Genomic DNA, 16,124 nt, shown 5'->3' on the forward strand with positions numbered 1-16,124 from the left:
TCCGCCATAAATCCCCCCGCAAGTCAGCGGACCTCCCGAAGTACCGAAAAAAGATCTCCTCGCGAACCCCTGTGCGCAAATTTCCGTTTGCGCGCCGCGGGAGCTCTTTGCCCAAAAAAATCCGAACAACTACAACGCCCAAGGAAAGGAAGGATGAATCGCATTTTCTGCAAGCTGTGGGACGCCGAGCGTGGCCTGGTCGTGGTCGCTTCCGAACTGGCCAAGGCCAAAGGCAAGGGCAAGGGCGCGCGGCTGTTGCAGGCCGCGACGGTCACCACCGCCCTGATCCTCTCCCAGACCGCGCTCGCCCAATCCGTGGGAGGCGGCCGTTCCCCGGGCCAGGCCAGCACCGCGATTTCCCCCCAGGCTGCCGCCTGCGCCGACGCCGCCAGCCGCGTGGCACGGGCGACCGGCGACCTCTCCATCGCCGTGGGGTGCGGCGCGCTCGCCTCTGGCACCACCTCCACCGCGGTGGGCGTCCAGAGCGAAGCCAGCGGCGATCAGTCCACCGCCATAGGCGCGGCGGCGCTGGCCAGCGGCGATGCAAGCAGCGCCACCGGCGCGCTGAGCCAGGCCTCCGGTCTTGAATCCACCGCCTCGGGTTACTACAGCACCGCCTCGGCCGATGGCGCCACCGCCAGCGGCGCGGAAAGTCTCGCCTCGGGCATCGAATCCACCGCGCAGGGCTTTTTGGCGACGGCCAGCGGCGATGGCGCATCGGCGCACGGCGCAGAGTCGCTGGCGGCCGGCACCTTTTCCACGGCCAATGGCTTTTACAGCGCCGCGGACGGCAGTTACGCCACCGCGCTGGGTGGGTATTCGAGCGCGCAGGGCAGCGGCAGCACGGCCGTTGGCAGCAGCTTCGACGTGGGCGACTACCTGTTTGGCCTGCCGGACCTGCTGGTCGTCGACAACCACGCGCTGGGCTTTGGCGCGACCGCGGTCGGTGCCGGCGCAGGCGCCGAAGGCGACCTGACGTCGGCCTTCGGGACCTGGGCCGAAGCGCTGACGCCCGGCGCCACCGCGCTGGGTGCCTGGAGCACGGCCAGCGGCGAGAACAGCGTGGCGCTGGGCGCCAACGCCGTGGCCGACCGCGACAACACGGTCTCGGTGGGTGCCGAGGGCGCCGAACGCCAGATCACCAACGTCGCGGCGGGCACCGAGGACACCGATGCGGTGAACAAGGCGCAGCTGGACCAGGCCACCACCGCCAACAAATACCTGGCGATGAACGGCAGCGATGCCAGCCAGGCCGGCGCCTACGCCGACGGTGACGACAGCACCGCGGTGGGCGAAGCCAGCAACGCGATCGGCACCGGTGCTTCGGCTTATGGCGCCGGCGCGACGGCAATGGCGGATAGGGCAACGGCGGTCGGCTACGACAGCGTCGCCGATGCCCAGGGAGCCTCGGCCTACGGCGTGGGCAGCCAGGCAACCGGGCAGAGCGCCACGGCCATCGGCGGGCAGATGACGGTGGTCAACGGCACGACCTGGGAGGAAGAGACCTGGTCGACCGAGGCCAGTGGCCAGGAGAGCACGGCCATTGGCACCGCGGCGCATGCCACCAACTACGGCAGCACGGCGCTTGGCGTGGTGTCCGAAGCCAGTGGCGAAAGCGCCACCGCGTTGGGGCAGGCCAGCACGGCACGCGGCGACAACAGCGTGGCGGTCGGAAGTCAGGCGCGTGCCAGCGAAGTCTTCAGTACCGCCGTTGGCGCCTGGTCGCGCGCGACGGGGCCGCGTGCCACCGCGGTGGGTGAAAACGCCCTGGCCCAGGGCGACGGCAGCCTGGCGCTGGGCGGCTTGGCCGCCGCCGGCGGCGACCAGAGCATCGCGATCGGCTGGAACAGCATCGTCTTCCCCGACAGCGGCGACAGCATGGCCCTGGGTGCCAACGCCATGGTGGAACCCGGTGTGCAAGGCGCCGTGGCGCTGGGCGCCAACGCCGTGGCCGACCGCGACAACACGGTCTCGGTGGGGGCCGAGGGCGCCGAACGCCAGATCACCAACGTCGCGGCGGGCACCGAAGACACCGATGCGGTGAACAAGGCGCAGCTCGATGCGGTGGCAGACACCGCCGAGACCACCAGCAAGTACTTCCAGGCCAGCGGCAGCGCCGACAGCGACGCTGGGGCTTATGTCGATGGAGACAACGCGATCGCGGCCGGCGAAGCCGCCAACGCCATCGGCAATGGCGCATCGGCCTATGGCGCCGGCGCCACCGCCTTCGCCGAAAACGCCACGGCGGTCGGCACCAATGCCTATGCAGCAGGACAGAACAGCGCCGCCTTCGGCTACAACGCGCAGGCCACGGGCCCGGCCAGCGTGGCCATGGGCGGTGCGGCGGTGGACGAAAACGGCGATCCACTGATCACCAGCGGTGGCGAGCCGGTGCAGACCGGCGCGACCAGCGCCAGCATCGGTGGCACCGCGGTCGGTGCAAGCGCCGATGCGTCCGGCTTTGCCGCTTCGGCGCTCGGCGTCGGCGCCTACGCCGGCGGCGAGCAGGCCACGGCGATGGGCGCGGTGGCCAATGCCGTTGGCGACTACTCCACGGCGATGGGCACCTCCAGCGCGGCCAGCGGCACCAGCTCGGTGGCCGTCGGCGGCATGGCCGACCTGGTTCCCGGGCTGGGATTCTTCGTCTCGACCCAGGCGCTGGGCGAGGGCTCCGGCGCCTTTGGCGCAGGCGCCCTGGCCAGCGGCGACTACAGCCTGGCCACCGGTACGCTCAGTGAGGCCGATGGCCTGGAGAGCACCGCGCTCGGTTATTTCGCGTACGCGCCAAGCGACCTGGCCACGGCCGTCGGCGCCGAGTCGTGGGCCAGCGGCGCCGGCAGCACGGCGCTGGGGTTCTACTCGACCGCGTTCGGCGAAAACAGCGTGGCCCTGGGCGCGTATTCGGTCGCTGATCGCGACAACGTCGTCTCGGTCGGCGCCGAAGGCACCGAACGCCAGATCACCAACGTCGCCGCAGGCACCGAAGACACCGATGCGGTGAACAAGGCACAGCTCGATGCGGTGGCAGCCACCGCCGAGACCACCAGCAAGTACTTCCAGGCCAGCGGCAGCGCCGACAGCGATGCCGGCGCCTACGTCGATGGCGACAACGCCACGGCCGCCGGCGAGGCGTCCAATGCCATCGGCAATGGGGCGTCGGCCTATGGCGCCGGCGCCACGGCCTTTGCCGACAACGCCACGGCCACCGGTGCCGGCGCCAGTGCGCTGGCCGACAATGCGACCGCCCAGGGTGCCGGTGCGCAGGCGCTGGGCGAGTACGCCACGGCGACCGGCGCGGAAGCCGAGGCCAGCGGCGAGCAGTCGACGGCGACCGGCGCGGCCAGCCTGGCCTCGGGCGATGGCAGCGTGGCCAACGGTGCGCTGAGCGAGGCCTCCGGGATCGAGTCGACCGCCTCGGGCTACTACAGCAGCGCGTCCGGGGATGGGGCTTCGGCGTTCGGCGCCGAGAGCATCGCCAGCGGCGTGGAATCCACCGCTGCCGGCTTCCTGGCGGGCGCCAGCGGCCTGGGCGCCACCTCGATCGGCGCCGAGTCCCTCGCCGCGGGCGACTACGCCACCGCGCTGGGCCTGGCGGCCTCGGCCGATGGCGAGAGCGCCACGGCACTGGGTGAATTCAGCCAGGCATCGGGCGCCGAATCCACCGCCGTCGGCGGCAGCACCTTGTTTGGCCTGATCAACACCCGCGCCACCGGCACGGGCGGTTCGGCGTTCGGCAACGGGGCGTGGGCGACGGGCGAATACAGCACGGCGCTGGGCCACAACACCTACGCTTCCGGTGACGACAGCACGGCGATCGGGGTGAATGCCTATGCATCGGCCGACGATGCCGTGGCCCTGGGCGCCAATGCCGAGGCCGACCGCGACCATACGATCTCGGTGGGCGCCGAAGGCGCAGAACGTCAGATCACCAACGTCGCGGCGGGCACCGAGGACACCGATGCGGTGAACAAGGCCCAGCTCGACGCGGTGGCGTCCACGGCGGAGACCACCAACAAGTACTTCCAGGCCAGCGGCAGTGCCGACAGCGATGCCGGGGCGTATGTGGATGGCGACAACGCGGTCGCGGCCGGCGAAGCGGCCAATGCGATCGGCAATGGGGCATCGGCCTATGGCGCCGGCGCCACGGCACTGGCCGACAACGCCACGGCGGTGGGCGCCAATGCGACCGCGAGCGGCCTGCGGACCGTGTCGCTGGGCGCCAACAGCGAAGCCGCCGCGACCGGTGCGGTGGCGGTCGGTGTCAAGAGCCTGGCCAGCGGCGTCAACAGCACCGCGATCGGCCGTCAGGCGACGACCTACGGCGAGAATGCAGTGACCGTCGGCTACAACGCCTTCGTGCGCCAGAGTGCGTCCAACGGCGTGGCCCTTGGCGCCAACGCCGGTGCGACCGGCGCCAACTCCGTCGCCCTCGGCGCCGGCTCGCGGACCTACGAGGCCGATACGGTCTCGCTGGGCAGCGGCAATGGACGCGGCGGTCCTGCCACGCGTCGCATCGTCAACCTCAGCGCCGGCTCGCTTGCCGCAGGCAGCACCGATGCGATCAACGGCGGGCAGCTGTTCCAGACCATGCAGGCCTACGCGAACTACCTGGGCGGCGGCGCGGCGGTCGGACCGCTGGGCGGCATGACCGCACCGACCTTCGTCGTCCAGGGCGACGCCTACCACTCGGTGGGTGATGCGATCAGCGCGCTGGACAATCGGGTCACCGAGCTGGCTGGGGGTGACAGCGCTAAAACCTCTGCGTCCGCCTCGCGCACGGCCAGCCGCGTCGCTTCCACCGCGTCGACCGAAGGTGCGGCCACCCCGGCGGCCGAGGGCGAGCCGGTCGCCGCCGCGGATACGCGGGTGGCCTCCGAGGCAACGGACGAAAGCCAGACCAGCACGACCGGCAGTGGCCAGATCCGCACCGCCAGCGTGCCGGCGGTCCCGGCCGACGTGCGGGCCTACGCCGACACCACCGCGACCGAGACCTTGACCGCGGCCAATGCCTACACCGACGCGCGCTTTGAGGCCTGGAACCAGGATTTCGAAGGCTACAAGCGCGACACCGACCGCCGTTTCAGCGAACAGGACCGCCGCATCGACCGCCAGGGCGCGATGAACGCCGCCATGCTCAACATGGCCACCAGCGCAGCGGGCATCCGCACCGACAACCGGGTGGGCGTCGGCGTGGGCTTCCAGGGCGGCGAGAACGCGCTGTCGGTCGGCTATCAGCGCGCCATCAGCGAGCGTGCCACGGTCACCGTCGGCGGTGCCTTCAGTGGGGACGAACGCTCGGTGGGCGTGGGCGCCGGCTTCGGCTGGTAGTCAGCAGGACACAGGCCGGGCGGCCCGCGGGTCGCCCGGCACGCAGGACGCGCATGTCGACAACCCGGCCCAGGCCAGCCGGGGCTCAGGGGGCCACACCATGCCGCAACGAACGGCCAGCAACTTCATTTCGCACAAGGAACGCACCGCAATGAAAACCAAACTCCTCTCGGTCGCCCTGTCGGGCATCGTCATGGTCATGTCCGCAGGGGCTGCGGCGGCCGCCCAGCCCGCGCCAGGGCTGAAGATCATGCCGCTGCCGACCGGCGCGGATGCGGACCAGAAAATCGGCCGCTTCATCATCACCTATCGCGATGGCGCCACGGCCAGGTCCAGTGCAACCGTGGCCGGCAACGCGACCCAGGCCTTGTCGCGTGCGGGCCTGAATGCCGCCGGCAAGACGCCCTCGGCCCGGTACATGCGCAAGCTGGCCACCGGCGGCGAGCTGGTGCGGACTTCGCGCAAGCTGGACCGGGTGGAGGCTGCGGCCTTCATGCGCCAGCTCGCGGCGGACCCCAACGTGGTCAGCGTGCAGGCCGACGTGCTGCGCCGTCCGGTGCGCGACATCCAGGCACCGGCGGCGCTGCAGCCGGCCACCTTCACCCCCAGCGACACCTACTACGCCAACTACCAGTGGCACCTGAAGACCCCGGACGGCACCGTCACGGCCTCCGGCAATGCCAACGAAGGCGGTGCCAACGTCAACAACGCCTGGGACCTGGCCGATGGCAATGGCATCGTGATCGCGGTGCTGGACACCGGCATCACCACCCATGTCGACGTGGACACCTCGCTGGGCGATGCCGGCTACGACTTCATCACCGACAGCCTGGTGTCCGGCCGCGACACCGACGGGCGCGCGCCCGGCGGCTGGGATACCGGTGACTGGACCACCGAGGAGCCCTGGCTCAGTGCCTGTACCGACGCCAGCAATCCGCCGGAAGACAGCTCCTGGCACGGTACCCACGTGGCCAGCACCGCCGGTGCGGAACTGACCAACAATGCGCGCGGCATGGCCGGCGTCGCCTACAACGCCAAGATCCTGCCGGTGCGCGTGCTGGGTCACTGTGGCGGCTATGACAGCGACATCGCCGACGCGATCATCTGGGCCGCCGGCGGCACCGTGAGCGGCGTGCCGGCCAACACCCACCCAGCGCAGGTCATCAACCTCAGCCTGGGCGGCTCGGGCGTCTGTTCGGCCTCTAGCGTCACCGGCCAGGCCGTGGCGCAGGCCAATGCGCTGGGCGCCTCGGTGGTGGTCTCGGCGGGCAACAGCAACGCCGATGCGGCCAACTTCTCGCCGGCCAGCTGCCCGGGCGTGATCACCGTGGCGTCCACCGGCATCACCAGCAAGCGCGCCTACTATTCCAACTACGGCACGACGGTGGAGATCGCCGCGCCAGGTGGCGGGGTGTACGCCAACGACGGCAGCTCGGGTACCCCGGTCAATGACGGCTTCGTCTGGCAGGCGCTCAATTCCGGGGCCACCACCCCGGTGCCCAATGACAGCAACTACGGCGGTTACGCCGGCACCTCGCAGGCGGCGCCCCACCTGGCCGGCGTGGTCGCGCTGATGCAGGGGGCGCGGCTGGATGCCGGCCTGCCGCTGCTGACGCCGACCGAGGTCACCGCGATGCTGCAGGCCACTGCCCATACCCCGGCAGTGGACCCGGCCGCCAATCGTCAGATTGGCGCAGGCATCGTCGATGCCGCAGCGGCGGTCGAGGCCGCCATCGTCGAACCCTGCGACCCGGCCACCGAGCAGTGTGGTCCAGTGGCCACGCCGATCGAGAACCGCGACAAGGTCAAGGTGTCCGGTGCGGCCGGCTCGGAAACCCTGTACAGCTTCCAGGCCAGCGCCGGCACGACCATCTCCTTCGTCACCGCCGGTGGCAAGGGCAATCTGTCGATGTACGTGAGCTACGGCAAGGAACCGACCTCCAGCAGCTACGACGCCAAGTCCACCCGCTCGGGCAACAACGAGTCGGTCCGCATCAGCAATCCGCAGGCCGGGACCTACTACATCAAGCTCGTGGGCGAGTCGTCCTACTCCGGCGCGACCTTCACCGCGCGCCAGTAAACGCGTTGCTGCTTTTGTGACACGAAGCCCCGGCCGTGCGGCCGGGGCTTTTTTTCGGCACAGGGCTGTTGTGGGGCCTGCTAAAGTGAGGCTCTTCTCTCGTCGCCGGAGGCGCGTGTGAGTGCGGTGCCTGCCCTGATTCCAGACATGGACGTGTCGGTTCCGGCCGATGAGCGCGTGGTTGCGGCGCTGCTGGCCAAGGGCCGGCTGAAGGATGTCGATCTGGCCCGTGCGCGGCGCCTGCAGGAAGAGACCGGTGGCAGCGTGCTGGCCCTGCTGCTGCGCCTGGGCCTGGTGTCCGAGCGCGACCACGCCGAGACCAGCGCCGATGTGCTGGGACTGGAACTGCTCTCGACCAAGCAGCTGCCCGACGTCCCGCCGGAACTGCCGGAGGATGTGACCCTCTCGCTGCGCTTCCTCAAACAGTTCCATGTCTGTCCGCTGGCCGAGCGCGACGGCGTGCTCGATCTGTGGGTGGCCGATCCCTGCGATGCCTATGCCGCAGACGCGGTGCGCATGGCCATCGGCGGTGCCGTGCGGGTGCGGGTCGGCCTGCGTTCGGAGATCGACGACGTCATCGAACGCTGGCACGGCCAGGGCCGCAGCGCGATGGGCGCCATCGTCGAGAACGCCGATGGCGAGGCCGGTGGCGACCTGGACGATGTCGAGCATCTGCGCGACCTGGCCTCCGAGGCGCCGGTCATCCGCCTGGTCAACCTGGTGATCCAGCGTGCGGTGGAGCTGCGCGCCTCGGACATCCACATCGAGCCGTTCGAGAACCGGCTCAAGGTGCGCTACCGCGTCGATGGCGTGCTGGAGGAGGGCGAGAGCCCCCCGGCCAACCTCACCGCCGCGGTGATCAGCCGCGTCAAGATCATGGCCCGGCTCAACATCGCCGAGCGCCGCCTGCCGCAGGATGGGCGCATCCAGCTGCGCGTGCAGGGCAAGGAGCTGGACCTGCGCGTGTCCACGGTGCCCACCGCGCATGGCGAGAGCGTGGTGATGCGCCTGCTGGACCGTGAGACGGTGGTGTTCGACTTCCAGCGGCTGGGTTTCACCGACGCGTTCCTGCCGCAGTTCCTCAAGGTGCTCGAGCAGCCGCACGGCATCCTGCTGGTGACCGGGCCGACCGGCTCGGGCAAGACCACCACGCTGTACACCGCGCTGAGCCAACTCAATACCGAAGACGTCAAGATCATCACGGTCGAGGACCCGATCGAATACCAGATCGAGGGCATCAACCAGATCCAGGCCAAGCCGCAGATCGGCCTGGACTTCGCCAGCGCCCTGCGCAGCATCGTGCGCCAGGACCCGGACATCATCATGATCGGCGAAATGCGCGACCTGGAAACCGCGCGCATCGCCATCCAGTCCGCGCTCACCGGCCACCTGGTGCTCTCCACCCTGCACACCAACAACGCCGCCGGCGGCATCACCCGCATGTTGGACATGGGCGTGGAGGACTACCTGCTGACCTCCACGGTCAATGGCATCCTGGCCCAGCGCCTGGTGCGCCGGCTGGAGCCGCAGCACGCCGAACGCTACCCGGCAACGCCCGAGGAGATCGCGCGCTTCGACCTGCGTCGCCACCAGCCCGAAGGCGAGATCTTCCTGTATCGCCCGCGCGGCTCGGCCATCGCGCCCACCGGCTACCTGGGCCGCACCACCATCACCGAGTTCCTGGTGATGGACGACGCGCTGCGCTCGGCGGTGATGCGCCACGCCGGCATGGGCGAGATCGAGTCACTGGCCCGCCAGGCCGGCATGCGCACCATGTACGAAGACGGCATCGCCAAGGCATTGGCCGGCATGACCACCATCGAGGAAGTGCTGCGGGTGACCGAGGATGCATGAGCGCGCCAACGGTGTCGCGGCTGGCGTGCGCGTTGGTTTCGGTGCCAGCACGCGCGTGAGGCCCGGAGTCGTCATCCCCGTGTGCGCGGGAATGACGACTGACGGCTGCGCTTTCCCGAGTTCAGACTGATGCCGCTTTACCGCTACAAGGCGCTCAACGCGCGCGGGGAAGTCCTCGAAGCGCAGATGGAGGCCGCCAGCGAGGGCGAGGTCGTCGCGCGCCTGCAGGAGCAGGGCCATCTGCCCGTCGAAGCCCGGCTGGCTTCGGAAGGCGGTGGGTTCGGCGCGTTCAAGCTGCTGGTCCAGCCCAATCCCTTCGGCGGCGAGCGCCTGGTGCTGTTCACCCAGCAGCTGGCCACGTTGCTGGGCGCCGGCCAGCCGTTGGACCGTGCGCTGACGATCCTGCTGGAGCTGCCCGACGAGGACAAGGCGCGCAACACCGTGGCCGACATCCGCGAGGCGGTGCGCGGCGGCGCGCCGCTGTCCACCGCGCTGGAGCGCCAGCACGGCACCTTCTCGCGGCTGTACATCAACATGGTCCGGGCCGGCGAGGCCGGCGGCAGCCTGCATGACACCCTGCAGCGGCTGGCCGACTACCTGGAGCGCAGTCGTGCGCTCAAGGGCCGGGTCATCAACGCGCTGATCTATCCGGCCATCCTGATGGTGGTGGTCGGGCTGGCGATGCTGTTCCTGCTGGGCTACGTGGTGCCGCAGTTTTCGCAGATGTACGACAGCCTGGACGTGCAGCTGCCGTGGTTCACCCAGCTGGTGCTCGCGCTGGGCCAGTTCGTGGCCGGCTGGTGGCTGTTGCTGTTGGCCGTGCCGGCGGTGTTGGCGCTGTGGGCCGACCGCAAGCGCCGCGATGCGGCCTTTCGCGAACGCTTCGATGTGTGGATCCTGCAGCGCAAGCTGGTCGGGCCACTGATCGCGCGGCTGGAAACCGCCCGCTTGGCGCGCACCCTGGGCACGCTGCTGCGCAACGGCGTGCCGCTGCTGGGCGCGCTGGGCATCGCGCGCAACGTGATGAACAACCGTGCCCTGGCCGGCGACGTGGAAAACGCCGCCGACGCGGTCAAGAACGGTCGCGCGCTGTCGACCTCGCTGGGCGTCGGCAAGCGCTTTCCGCGCCTGGCGCTGCAGATGATGCAGGTGGGCGAGGAGTCCGGCGCGCTGGACACGATGTTGCTCAAGACCGCCGATACCTTCGAGGCGCAGACCGCACAGGCCATGGACCGCATGCTCGCCGCGCTGGTGCCGGCGGTGACCCTGGTCCTGGCGGCGGTGGTGGGCGCGGTCATCATCGCCGTGCTGGTGCCGCTGTACGATCTGGCCGGTGCCATCAATTAGGGCGTGCTGCCCACCATCCCCCGATTCGCTCCACGCAATGGAAGACTGCACATGCACAACCGTCGTTCGCTGACCCGCTTGCCCTCGCGCGCCGCCCAGGGCGGTTTCACCCTGATGGAGATCATCGTGGTGGTGATACTGATCGGCGGCATCGTCGCCTTCGCCGCCAGCCGCATCCTGGGCAACGCCGACCGCGCCAAGGTCAACCTCGCCCGTGCGCAGGTGCAGACGGTGGCCGAGAAGATCCAGCAGTTCGAGATGGACACCGGTCATCTACCCGGATCGCTGAACGATCTGGTCACCGCGCCCGGGGACGCCGGCGGCTGGCTGGGTCCGTATGCCAAGGAAAGCGAGCTGAAGGATCCGTGGAACCATCCCTACCAGTACACCGTGCCCGGGCAGGCCGCGCCGTTCGACCTGGTCAGCCTGGGCAAGGATGGCCAGCCCGGCGGAGATAGCGTCAACGGCGACATCGCCTACCAGCACTAAGCCATGCGCGGCCGCGGGCCCGTGTCCGGCCGCCGCCCCGCGCGGGGCTTCACCCTGATCGAGGTGCTGGTGGTCATCGCCTTGATCGCGCTGATCGGGACCTTCACCGCGGTGGCGATGACCGGCGGCCTGCAGGGCATCCGCCTGCGCGCGGCGTCCAAGGAGGTGGCCTCGCAGCTGCGCTATACCCGCGCCCAGGCCATCGCCAGCGGCCGGCCGCAGCGCTTTGCGATCAACCCCAGCGGTCACGTCTACAGCGGGCCGGGGCGACGCAATGGACGCATCCCCGAGCAGCTGGGCATCCGCTTCTACGGGGCCCGCCAGGCCAGTGCCCAGGCCGGTGAAGGCGGGATCATGTTCTATCCCGATGGTGCCTCCACCGGCGGCAGCGTCGAGCTGCGCGCCGCGCAGGTCACTCGCAAGATCACCGTGTCCTGGCTGACCGGCGAGGTGCGCGTGACCACCCCGGGGAGCGCGCCGTGATGGCGCGGCGGGCCTGGCGCAGGCGTGGGATGTCCGCGCACGCTGTGCGTGCGCAGTCCGGGTTCACCTTGATCGAGGTGGTCGTGGCCTTCGGCCTGCTGGCCTTGGCGCTCACGTTGCTGTTGGGGGCGTTGTCGGGCGCGGCGCGGCAGATCCACCGCGCCGATCGCGCCGGGCGGGCGGCCCTGCATGCGCAGACCCTGCTGGCCCAGGTCGGTGTCGGCGGGCCGCTGCAGCCAGGCCAGGACCAGGGCGAGCTGGACGGGGGGCGCTATCACTGGCAGCTGGACATCGCGCCGTGGACCGATCCACAGCTGCCGGCCACCGGGCTGGTCAATCCAGGCGCCAACCGGCTGCTGGAGCTGCACCTGGTGCTGATCTGGGGCGATGGCCCGGGCGAGCGCATGGACTGGCGCAGCCTGCGTCTGGCGCCGCCGGAAGGCGCAGGCGGGGTGGCGCCATGAGACGCATCGGTGGCCGCCGCGCGGCGGGCTTCACCCTGATGGAGATCCTGCTGGCCACGCTGCTGCTGGCGCTGGGGTTGGCAGTGGGCTTTGCGACCCTGCGCTCGGCCACCGCGCTGGTCCATCGCGGCGAAGCGACCGCGGCGCGCAACGAGCGCATCCGCGCCGTCGAAGGCTTCCTGCGTGCCCGCCTGGCCTCGGCCCAGGTGATCGCCTTCGCGCTGGATCCGCAGCAAGGCACCGCCAGCCGGTTCGAAGGTGCGCCGGACCGGATGCGATTCGTCTCGGACATTCCCGATTACCTGGGGCGGGGCGGCCCTTACCTGCACGATGTGCAGGTGGTTGACGACGGCACCCGCCTGCAGGTGGGGCTGGCGATGGTGCAGGCTGGCCAGGTGATCGAGGAACCCGGCCCGCCGCGGCCGCCGGAGCTGTTGGCCGACCACCTGAGGCAAGTGCGCTTCCGCTATCGCGGCCTGGCCGAGGGGGGCGGGCTGGGCCCGTGGCAGGACGCCTGGACCCAGGTCGAATCGCTGCCCGTACAGGTCGCCATCCAGATCGAAGCCGACGACGGCCTGCACTGGCCGGACATGGTGGTCACCCTGGCCCAGGGCAGCGGCGCCAGCCACGAGGCCACGCCATGACCCGGCGGCGTGAACCCCGGCTTGCGCGCCGGCAGCGGGGCGTCGCGTTGCTCTTGGTGGTCTGGTTGATCGCCCTGCTCACGGCGCTGATCGGCGCCTTCGCCCTGACCGCGCGGGTAGAGTCGTTGCAGGGCCGGGTCCAGGCCGAAGGCAGCGTGGCCCAGCAGGTCGCGCGCGCCGGGCTGGAATACGCACTGCTGCGGGTGGCCGACCCCGATCCGCGCACCCGCTGGCTGCCGGACGGACGCGCCTATGCCTGGCGCTACGGCAACAGCCAGCTGCAGATCCGGCTGGTGGACGAGACTGGCAAGGTCGACCTCAACCAGGCAGATGCGCAGACCCTGGCCGGTCTGCTGCGCGCGGTAGGCGTGGACGACGCGCAGGCCGGGCAGCTGGCGGCGGCCGTGCTGGACTGGCGCGACAGTGACGCCTTGACCCAGCCCGGCGGGGGCGCCGAGGACGCGGACTACGCTGCGGCCGGGCGACCGTACGGGGCCAAGGATGCGCCGTTCGAGTCAGTGGCCGAGGTCGAGCAGGTGCTGGGCTGGAGCCCGGCGCTGTACGCCAAGGTGGCGCCGTATCTCACCCTGTACAGCGGCCGCAACCGGCCCGACGCGACCTATGCGCAGGGACCGGTGCTGGTGGCTTTGGGCATCGATCCCAATTTGATGCAGGCCCAGCGCGATGGCACGGTTCCGGCGCAGGCGGACGTGGGTCAGGGCACCGGAACGTATAGTATCGAGAGTCGCGCCACGCTCCCCGATGGCCGCCAGGCGGTGTTGCGGGCCGTGGTGCGCGCGGGGGGCGGCCCGACACCGGGCGCCATGTATACGACGCTGCACTGGGAGGAAGGTTGGGAACCCCGATGACGACACGCGCGGGCACGGCGATGCGGCCGGGCCTTGGACGTTCCGTGGGCGCCGCGGGCCGCTTCCTCGCCTGGTGGCGCGACGCGTTGGCCAGTTGGCTCACCCCGCGCTGGCGCGCCCTGCTGGGACTGGATCGCGAACGCCTGCTGCTGGTGCCGGGCGAGGGCCAGGTACAGCTGCTGCGCGCCGGTCCGGACGGGCTGGGAACGCTGGCCGAGTTGCCGCTGCCGTTGGAGGCCGCCGCGCTTGATGCCGTGCTCGATGCCCGCCTGGTCGGGTTGCCGCGCTGGGGCCTGCTGCCGTCGGTGCAGGTGCTGCGGCGCCCGCTGCTGCTGCCGGCGGCCGCCTCCGAGCGTCTGCGTGAGGTGGTCGGCTTCGAGATCGATCGGCAGACCCCGTTCACCGCCGAGGCGGTGTATTACGACGCGCGCGTCACCGGGCGCCGCGGCGATGGTCAGATCGAAGCCGAACTGGTCGTCGTGCGCCGTCAGGGCGTGGACCGTGCACTGCAGGAACTCGGTCCGGTGGCCACCGGCCTGGCCGGGCTGGACGTGGCCGACGCCGGCGGCCAGCCGCTGGGTGTGAACCTGTTGCCGCCGGCGCAGCGCACCCGCCGCGTCAGTCCCGCCCGCAGCTGGAACCTGCTGGCCGCTACGGTCGCGGTGCTGGCCCTGTGCTTTGCCGGCTGGCAGGTCCTGGCCAACCGGCGCGCGGCGGCCGATGCCTTCGCCGCCCAGGTCGAGCGTAGCGCCGCGCAGGCGCGCGGCGTGGCCACCGAGCGCCAGCAGTTGGTCGACCTGGTGGAAGGGGCCCGCTTCCTGCAGCAGCAGCGCGCCGCGCGCCCGACCACGGTCGAGGTGCTCGACGAACTCACACGCCTGCTGCCGGACAACACCTACCTGGAGAAGGTCTCCATCGAAGGCGACCGCCTGCTGCTGATCGGGCTCAGCCCCGAGGCGCCTGGGCTGGTCAAACAGCTGGAGGCTTCCCGGTTGTGGAAGTCGCCGGCGCTGACCGGTGCACTGCAGATGGATCGCCGCACGCGCCTGGACCGCTTCAGCCTGACCGCCCAGCTGGTCGGCGCGCCCGCACCGTCCGCAGCCCCGCGAGGTGCCGCCGATGGCCGCTAGGTCGGCGCAGCAGGACCGCTGGCTGGCGCTGGGCCTGTTGCTGGCCGCGCTGGCCCTGGCCTATCTGTTGCTGGTGCACCCGTGGTGGACCGTGCCGATGCGCCAGGCCGATACGCGCATCCAGGAATCACGCCTGCGCGAGCTGCGCGTGCGCACCCAGCTGCAGCAGCAGCCGCAGATCGAGCGCCAGCTCGCCGCCGCGCGCGCGGCGCTGGGCAATCGCCCGGGCTTCCTGCCGGAGGCTTCGGCCGAACTGGCCACCGCCGCACTCACCCAGCGTCTGGAGACCGTGGTCTCGCAGGCCAGCCCGGGCAATCGCAGCTGTGCCATCACCAACCGCTCGCCACTGCCACAGTCCGGCAAGCAGCGCTTCGCCCGGGTCACCGTGCAGGTCACCCTGCGCTGCGGCGTGCCGGAGACCGCCGCGGTGCTGCACGCGCTGGAGTCCGGCAGCCCACGTCTGTTCGTGGACAACCTCAACATCCTGGCGCAGAGCTTCAATTTCCGCGCGGCCAACCGCGACCAGGACCAGGGCAACGGATTGAACGTAAGTTTCGACCTGTCCGGTTACCTGCGGCCCACCCCAGCGCTCCCGACAGCGGGAGGTGCCCGTGCGCGCTGAGGCCCTGGGCGCGCGCACCTGGCTGCTGATGGCGGTGGCTGCCTGGGCCCTGCTGGCCTGGGGGTTGGCGCTGGCCGGCATGGGCAGCCGTATCGTGCCCCTGCCTGACGATCCCGGACTGGTGCAGGCCCTGCCCAGCGTTCCCGCGCCGGTCCCCGAGCGCCTGGGGCCGCTGGACCAGTACGCGCAGATCAGCGAGCGGCCAGTGTTTGCCGCCGATCGCCAGCCGCATCCGTTCTACCTGGACGGGCAGGGCGCCGAGGCGACCGAGCAGGGCTTCGACTACGTGCTGACCAGCGTGCTGATCACCCCGCAGCTGCGCATGGCCATCCTGCAGTCGCCCGGCGACAACGGTCAGGCCGCGTCCGTGCGGGTCAAGCTGGGCGATGCGCCGCCGGCCACCCCGGGCTGGCACCTGTCCGAGCTGTCGCCACGGCAGGCCGTGTTCGATGGCCCGGACGGTCCGCGCACGCTGGAGCTGCGGGTCTTCGACGGCAAGGGCGGGCAGCCGCCGACGGCGTTGTCTTCTGGGGCTGGTGCGCGGCGTCCGGGCACCCCGCCTGCGCAGGTGATCGCACAGGGACGTCCGGTCGATCAAGACGACAAGAAGCCACCACCGGATCGTCCATCGCCTTCGGACACCCAGGGACGCGGTGCACCGGCATCGGCGGACGCCGCCGAGCCTGCCGAACCGGCGCAGTCGCCCCTGACCACCGAACAGCAGATGCAGGCCATCCGCGAGCGCATCGAAGCGCGGCGCCGGCAGATGCGCGAACAACAGAATTCCGGTGCGCCGGGAACGAACAAGTAGAGA

At 70.7% G+C, this 16,124-nt stretch carries 11 protein-coding genes and 1 pseudogene; all 12 read left to right on the top strand.

All coding sequences use genetic code 11. From position 1 onward, the window contains the following. Nucleotides 1–165 precede the first annotated feature (165 nt). Nucleotides 166–5,328 (top strand): annotated as a pseudogene (locus tag ACORQU_RS11105) (beta strand repeat-containing protein); the annotation flags it as partial. A 151-nt stretch (nt 5,329–5,479) separates the two neighbouring features. Continuing rightward, entirely contained in the window at nt 5,480–7,408 is a 1,929-nt protein-coding gene (locus tag ACORQU_RS11110; RefSeq protein WP_491641234.1) for a S8 family peptidase, read from the top strand. A 147-nt stretch (nt 7,409–7,555) separates the two neighbouring features. Beyond that, on the top strand, nt 7,556–9,262 hold the full coding sequence (gene gspE / locus ACORQU_RS11115) for a type II secretion system ATPase GspE (protein WP_491645070.1): 1,707 nt from the start codon (nt 7,556–7,558) through the stop codon (nt 9,260–9,262). Nucleotides 9,263–9,391: 129 nt separating this feature from the next. After that, entirely contained in the window at nt 9,392–10,609 is a 1,218-nt protein-coding gene (xpsF, locus tag ACORQU_RS11120) for a type II secretion system protein XpsF (protein ID WP_491641235.1), read from the top strand. Between the two features lie 51 nt (nt 10,610–10,660). Continuing rightward, nucleotides 10,661–11,098 carry a type II secretion system major pseudopilin GspG gene (gspG, locus tag ACORQU_RS11125; protein ID WP_271647252.1) on the top strand — a complete coding sequence of 146 codons (438 nt, stop codon included), beginning with the start codon at nt 10,661–10,663 and terminating at the stop codon, nt 11,096–11,098. A gap of 21 nt (nt 11,099–11,119) precedes the next feature. Then, entirely contained in the window at nt 11,120–11,581 is a 462-nt protein-coding gene (gene xpsH, locus ACORQU_RS11130) for a type II secretion system protein XpsH (protein ID WP_491641236.1), read from the top strand. 44 nt (nt 11,582–11,625) lie between these two features. Further along, nucleotides 11,626–12,045: a type II secretion system protein XpsI gene (gene xpsI / locus ACORQU_RS11135; RefSeq protein ID WP_491645072.1), complete on the top strand. Its 420-nt coding sequence runs from the start codon at nt 11,626–11,628 to the stop codon at nt 12,043–12,045. Next, nucleotides 12,042–12,689, top strand: coding sequence for a type II secretion system protein J (locus tag ACORQU_RS11140; RefSeq protein WP_491641238.1), 648 nt, complete (start codon nt 12,042–12,044; stop codon nt 12,687–12,689). Before xpsI ends, ACORQU_RS11140 begins: the two co-directional genes overlap by 4 nt. Next, nucleotides 12,686–13,558 carry a type II secretion system minor pseudopilin gene (locus ACORQU_RS11145; protein WP_491641239.1) on the top strand — a complete coding sequence of 291 codons (873 nt, stop codon included), beginning with the start codon at nt 12,686–12,688 and terminating at the stop codon, nt 13,556–13,558. The genes ACORQU_RS11140 and ACORQU_RS11145 overlap by 4 nt, the downstream gene beginning before the upstream one ends. Beyond that, complete coding sequence (locus ACORQU_RS11150) at nt 13,555–14,688, top strand: PilN domain-containing protein (protein ID WP_491641240.1); 1,134 nt, start codon at nt 13,555–13,557, stop codon at nt 14,686–14,688. The genes ACORQU_RS11145 and ACORQU_RS11150 overlap by 4 nt, the downstream gene beginning before the upstream one ends. Then, nucleotides 14,678–15,310, top strand: a complete 633-nt coding sequence (gene gspM / locus ACORQU_RS11155) for a type II secretion system protein GspM (protein ID WP_491641242.1) — start codon at nt 14,678–14,680, stop codon at nt 15,308–15,310. Before ACORQU_RS11150 ends, gspM begins: the two co-directional genes overlap by 11 nt. Further along, nucleotides 15,300–16,121, top strand: coding sequence for a type II secretion system protein, XpsN-like (locus ACORQU_RS11160; RefSeq protein ID WP_491641244.1), 822 nt, complete (start codon nt 15,300–15,302; stop codon nt 16,119–16,121). The genes gspM and ACORQU_RS11160 overlap by 11 nt, the downstream gene beginning before the upstream one ends. Nucleotides 16,122–16,124: the final 3 nt, after the last annotated feature.

It is taken from the genome of Pseudoxanthomonas sp. JC1303, from assembly GCF_058448525.1.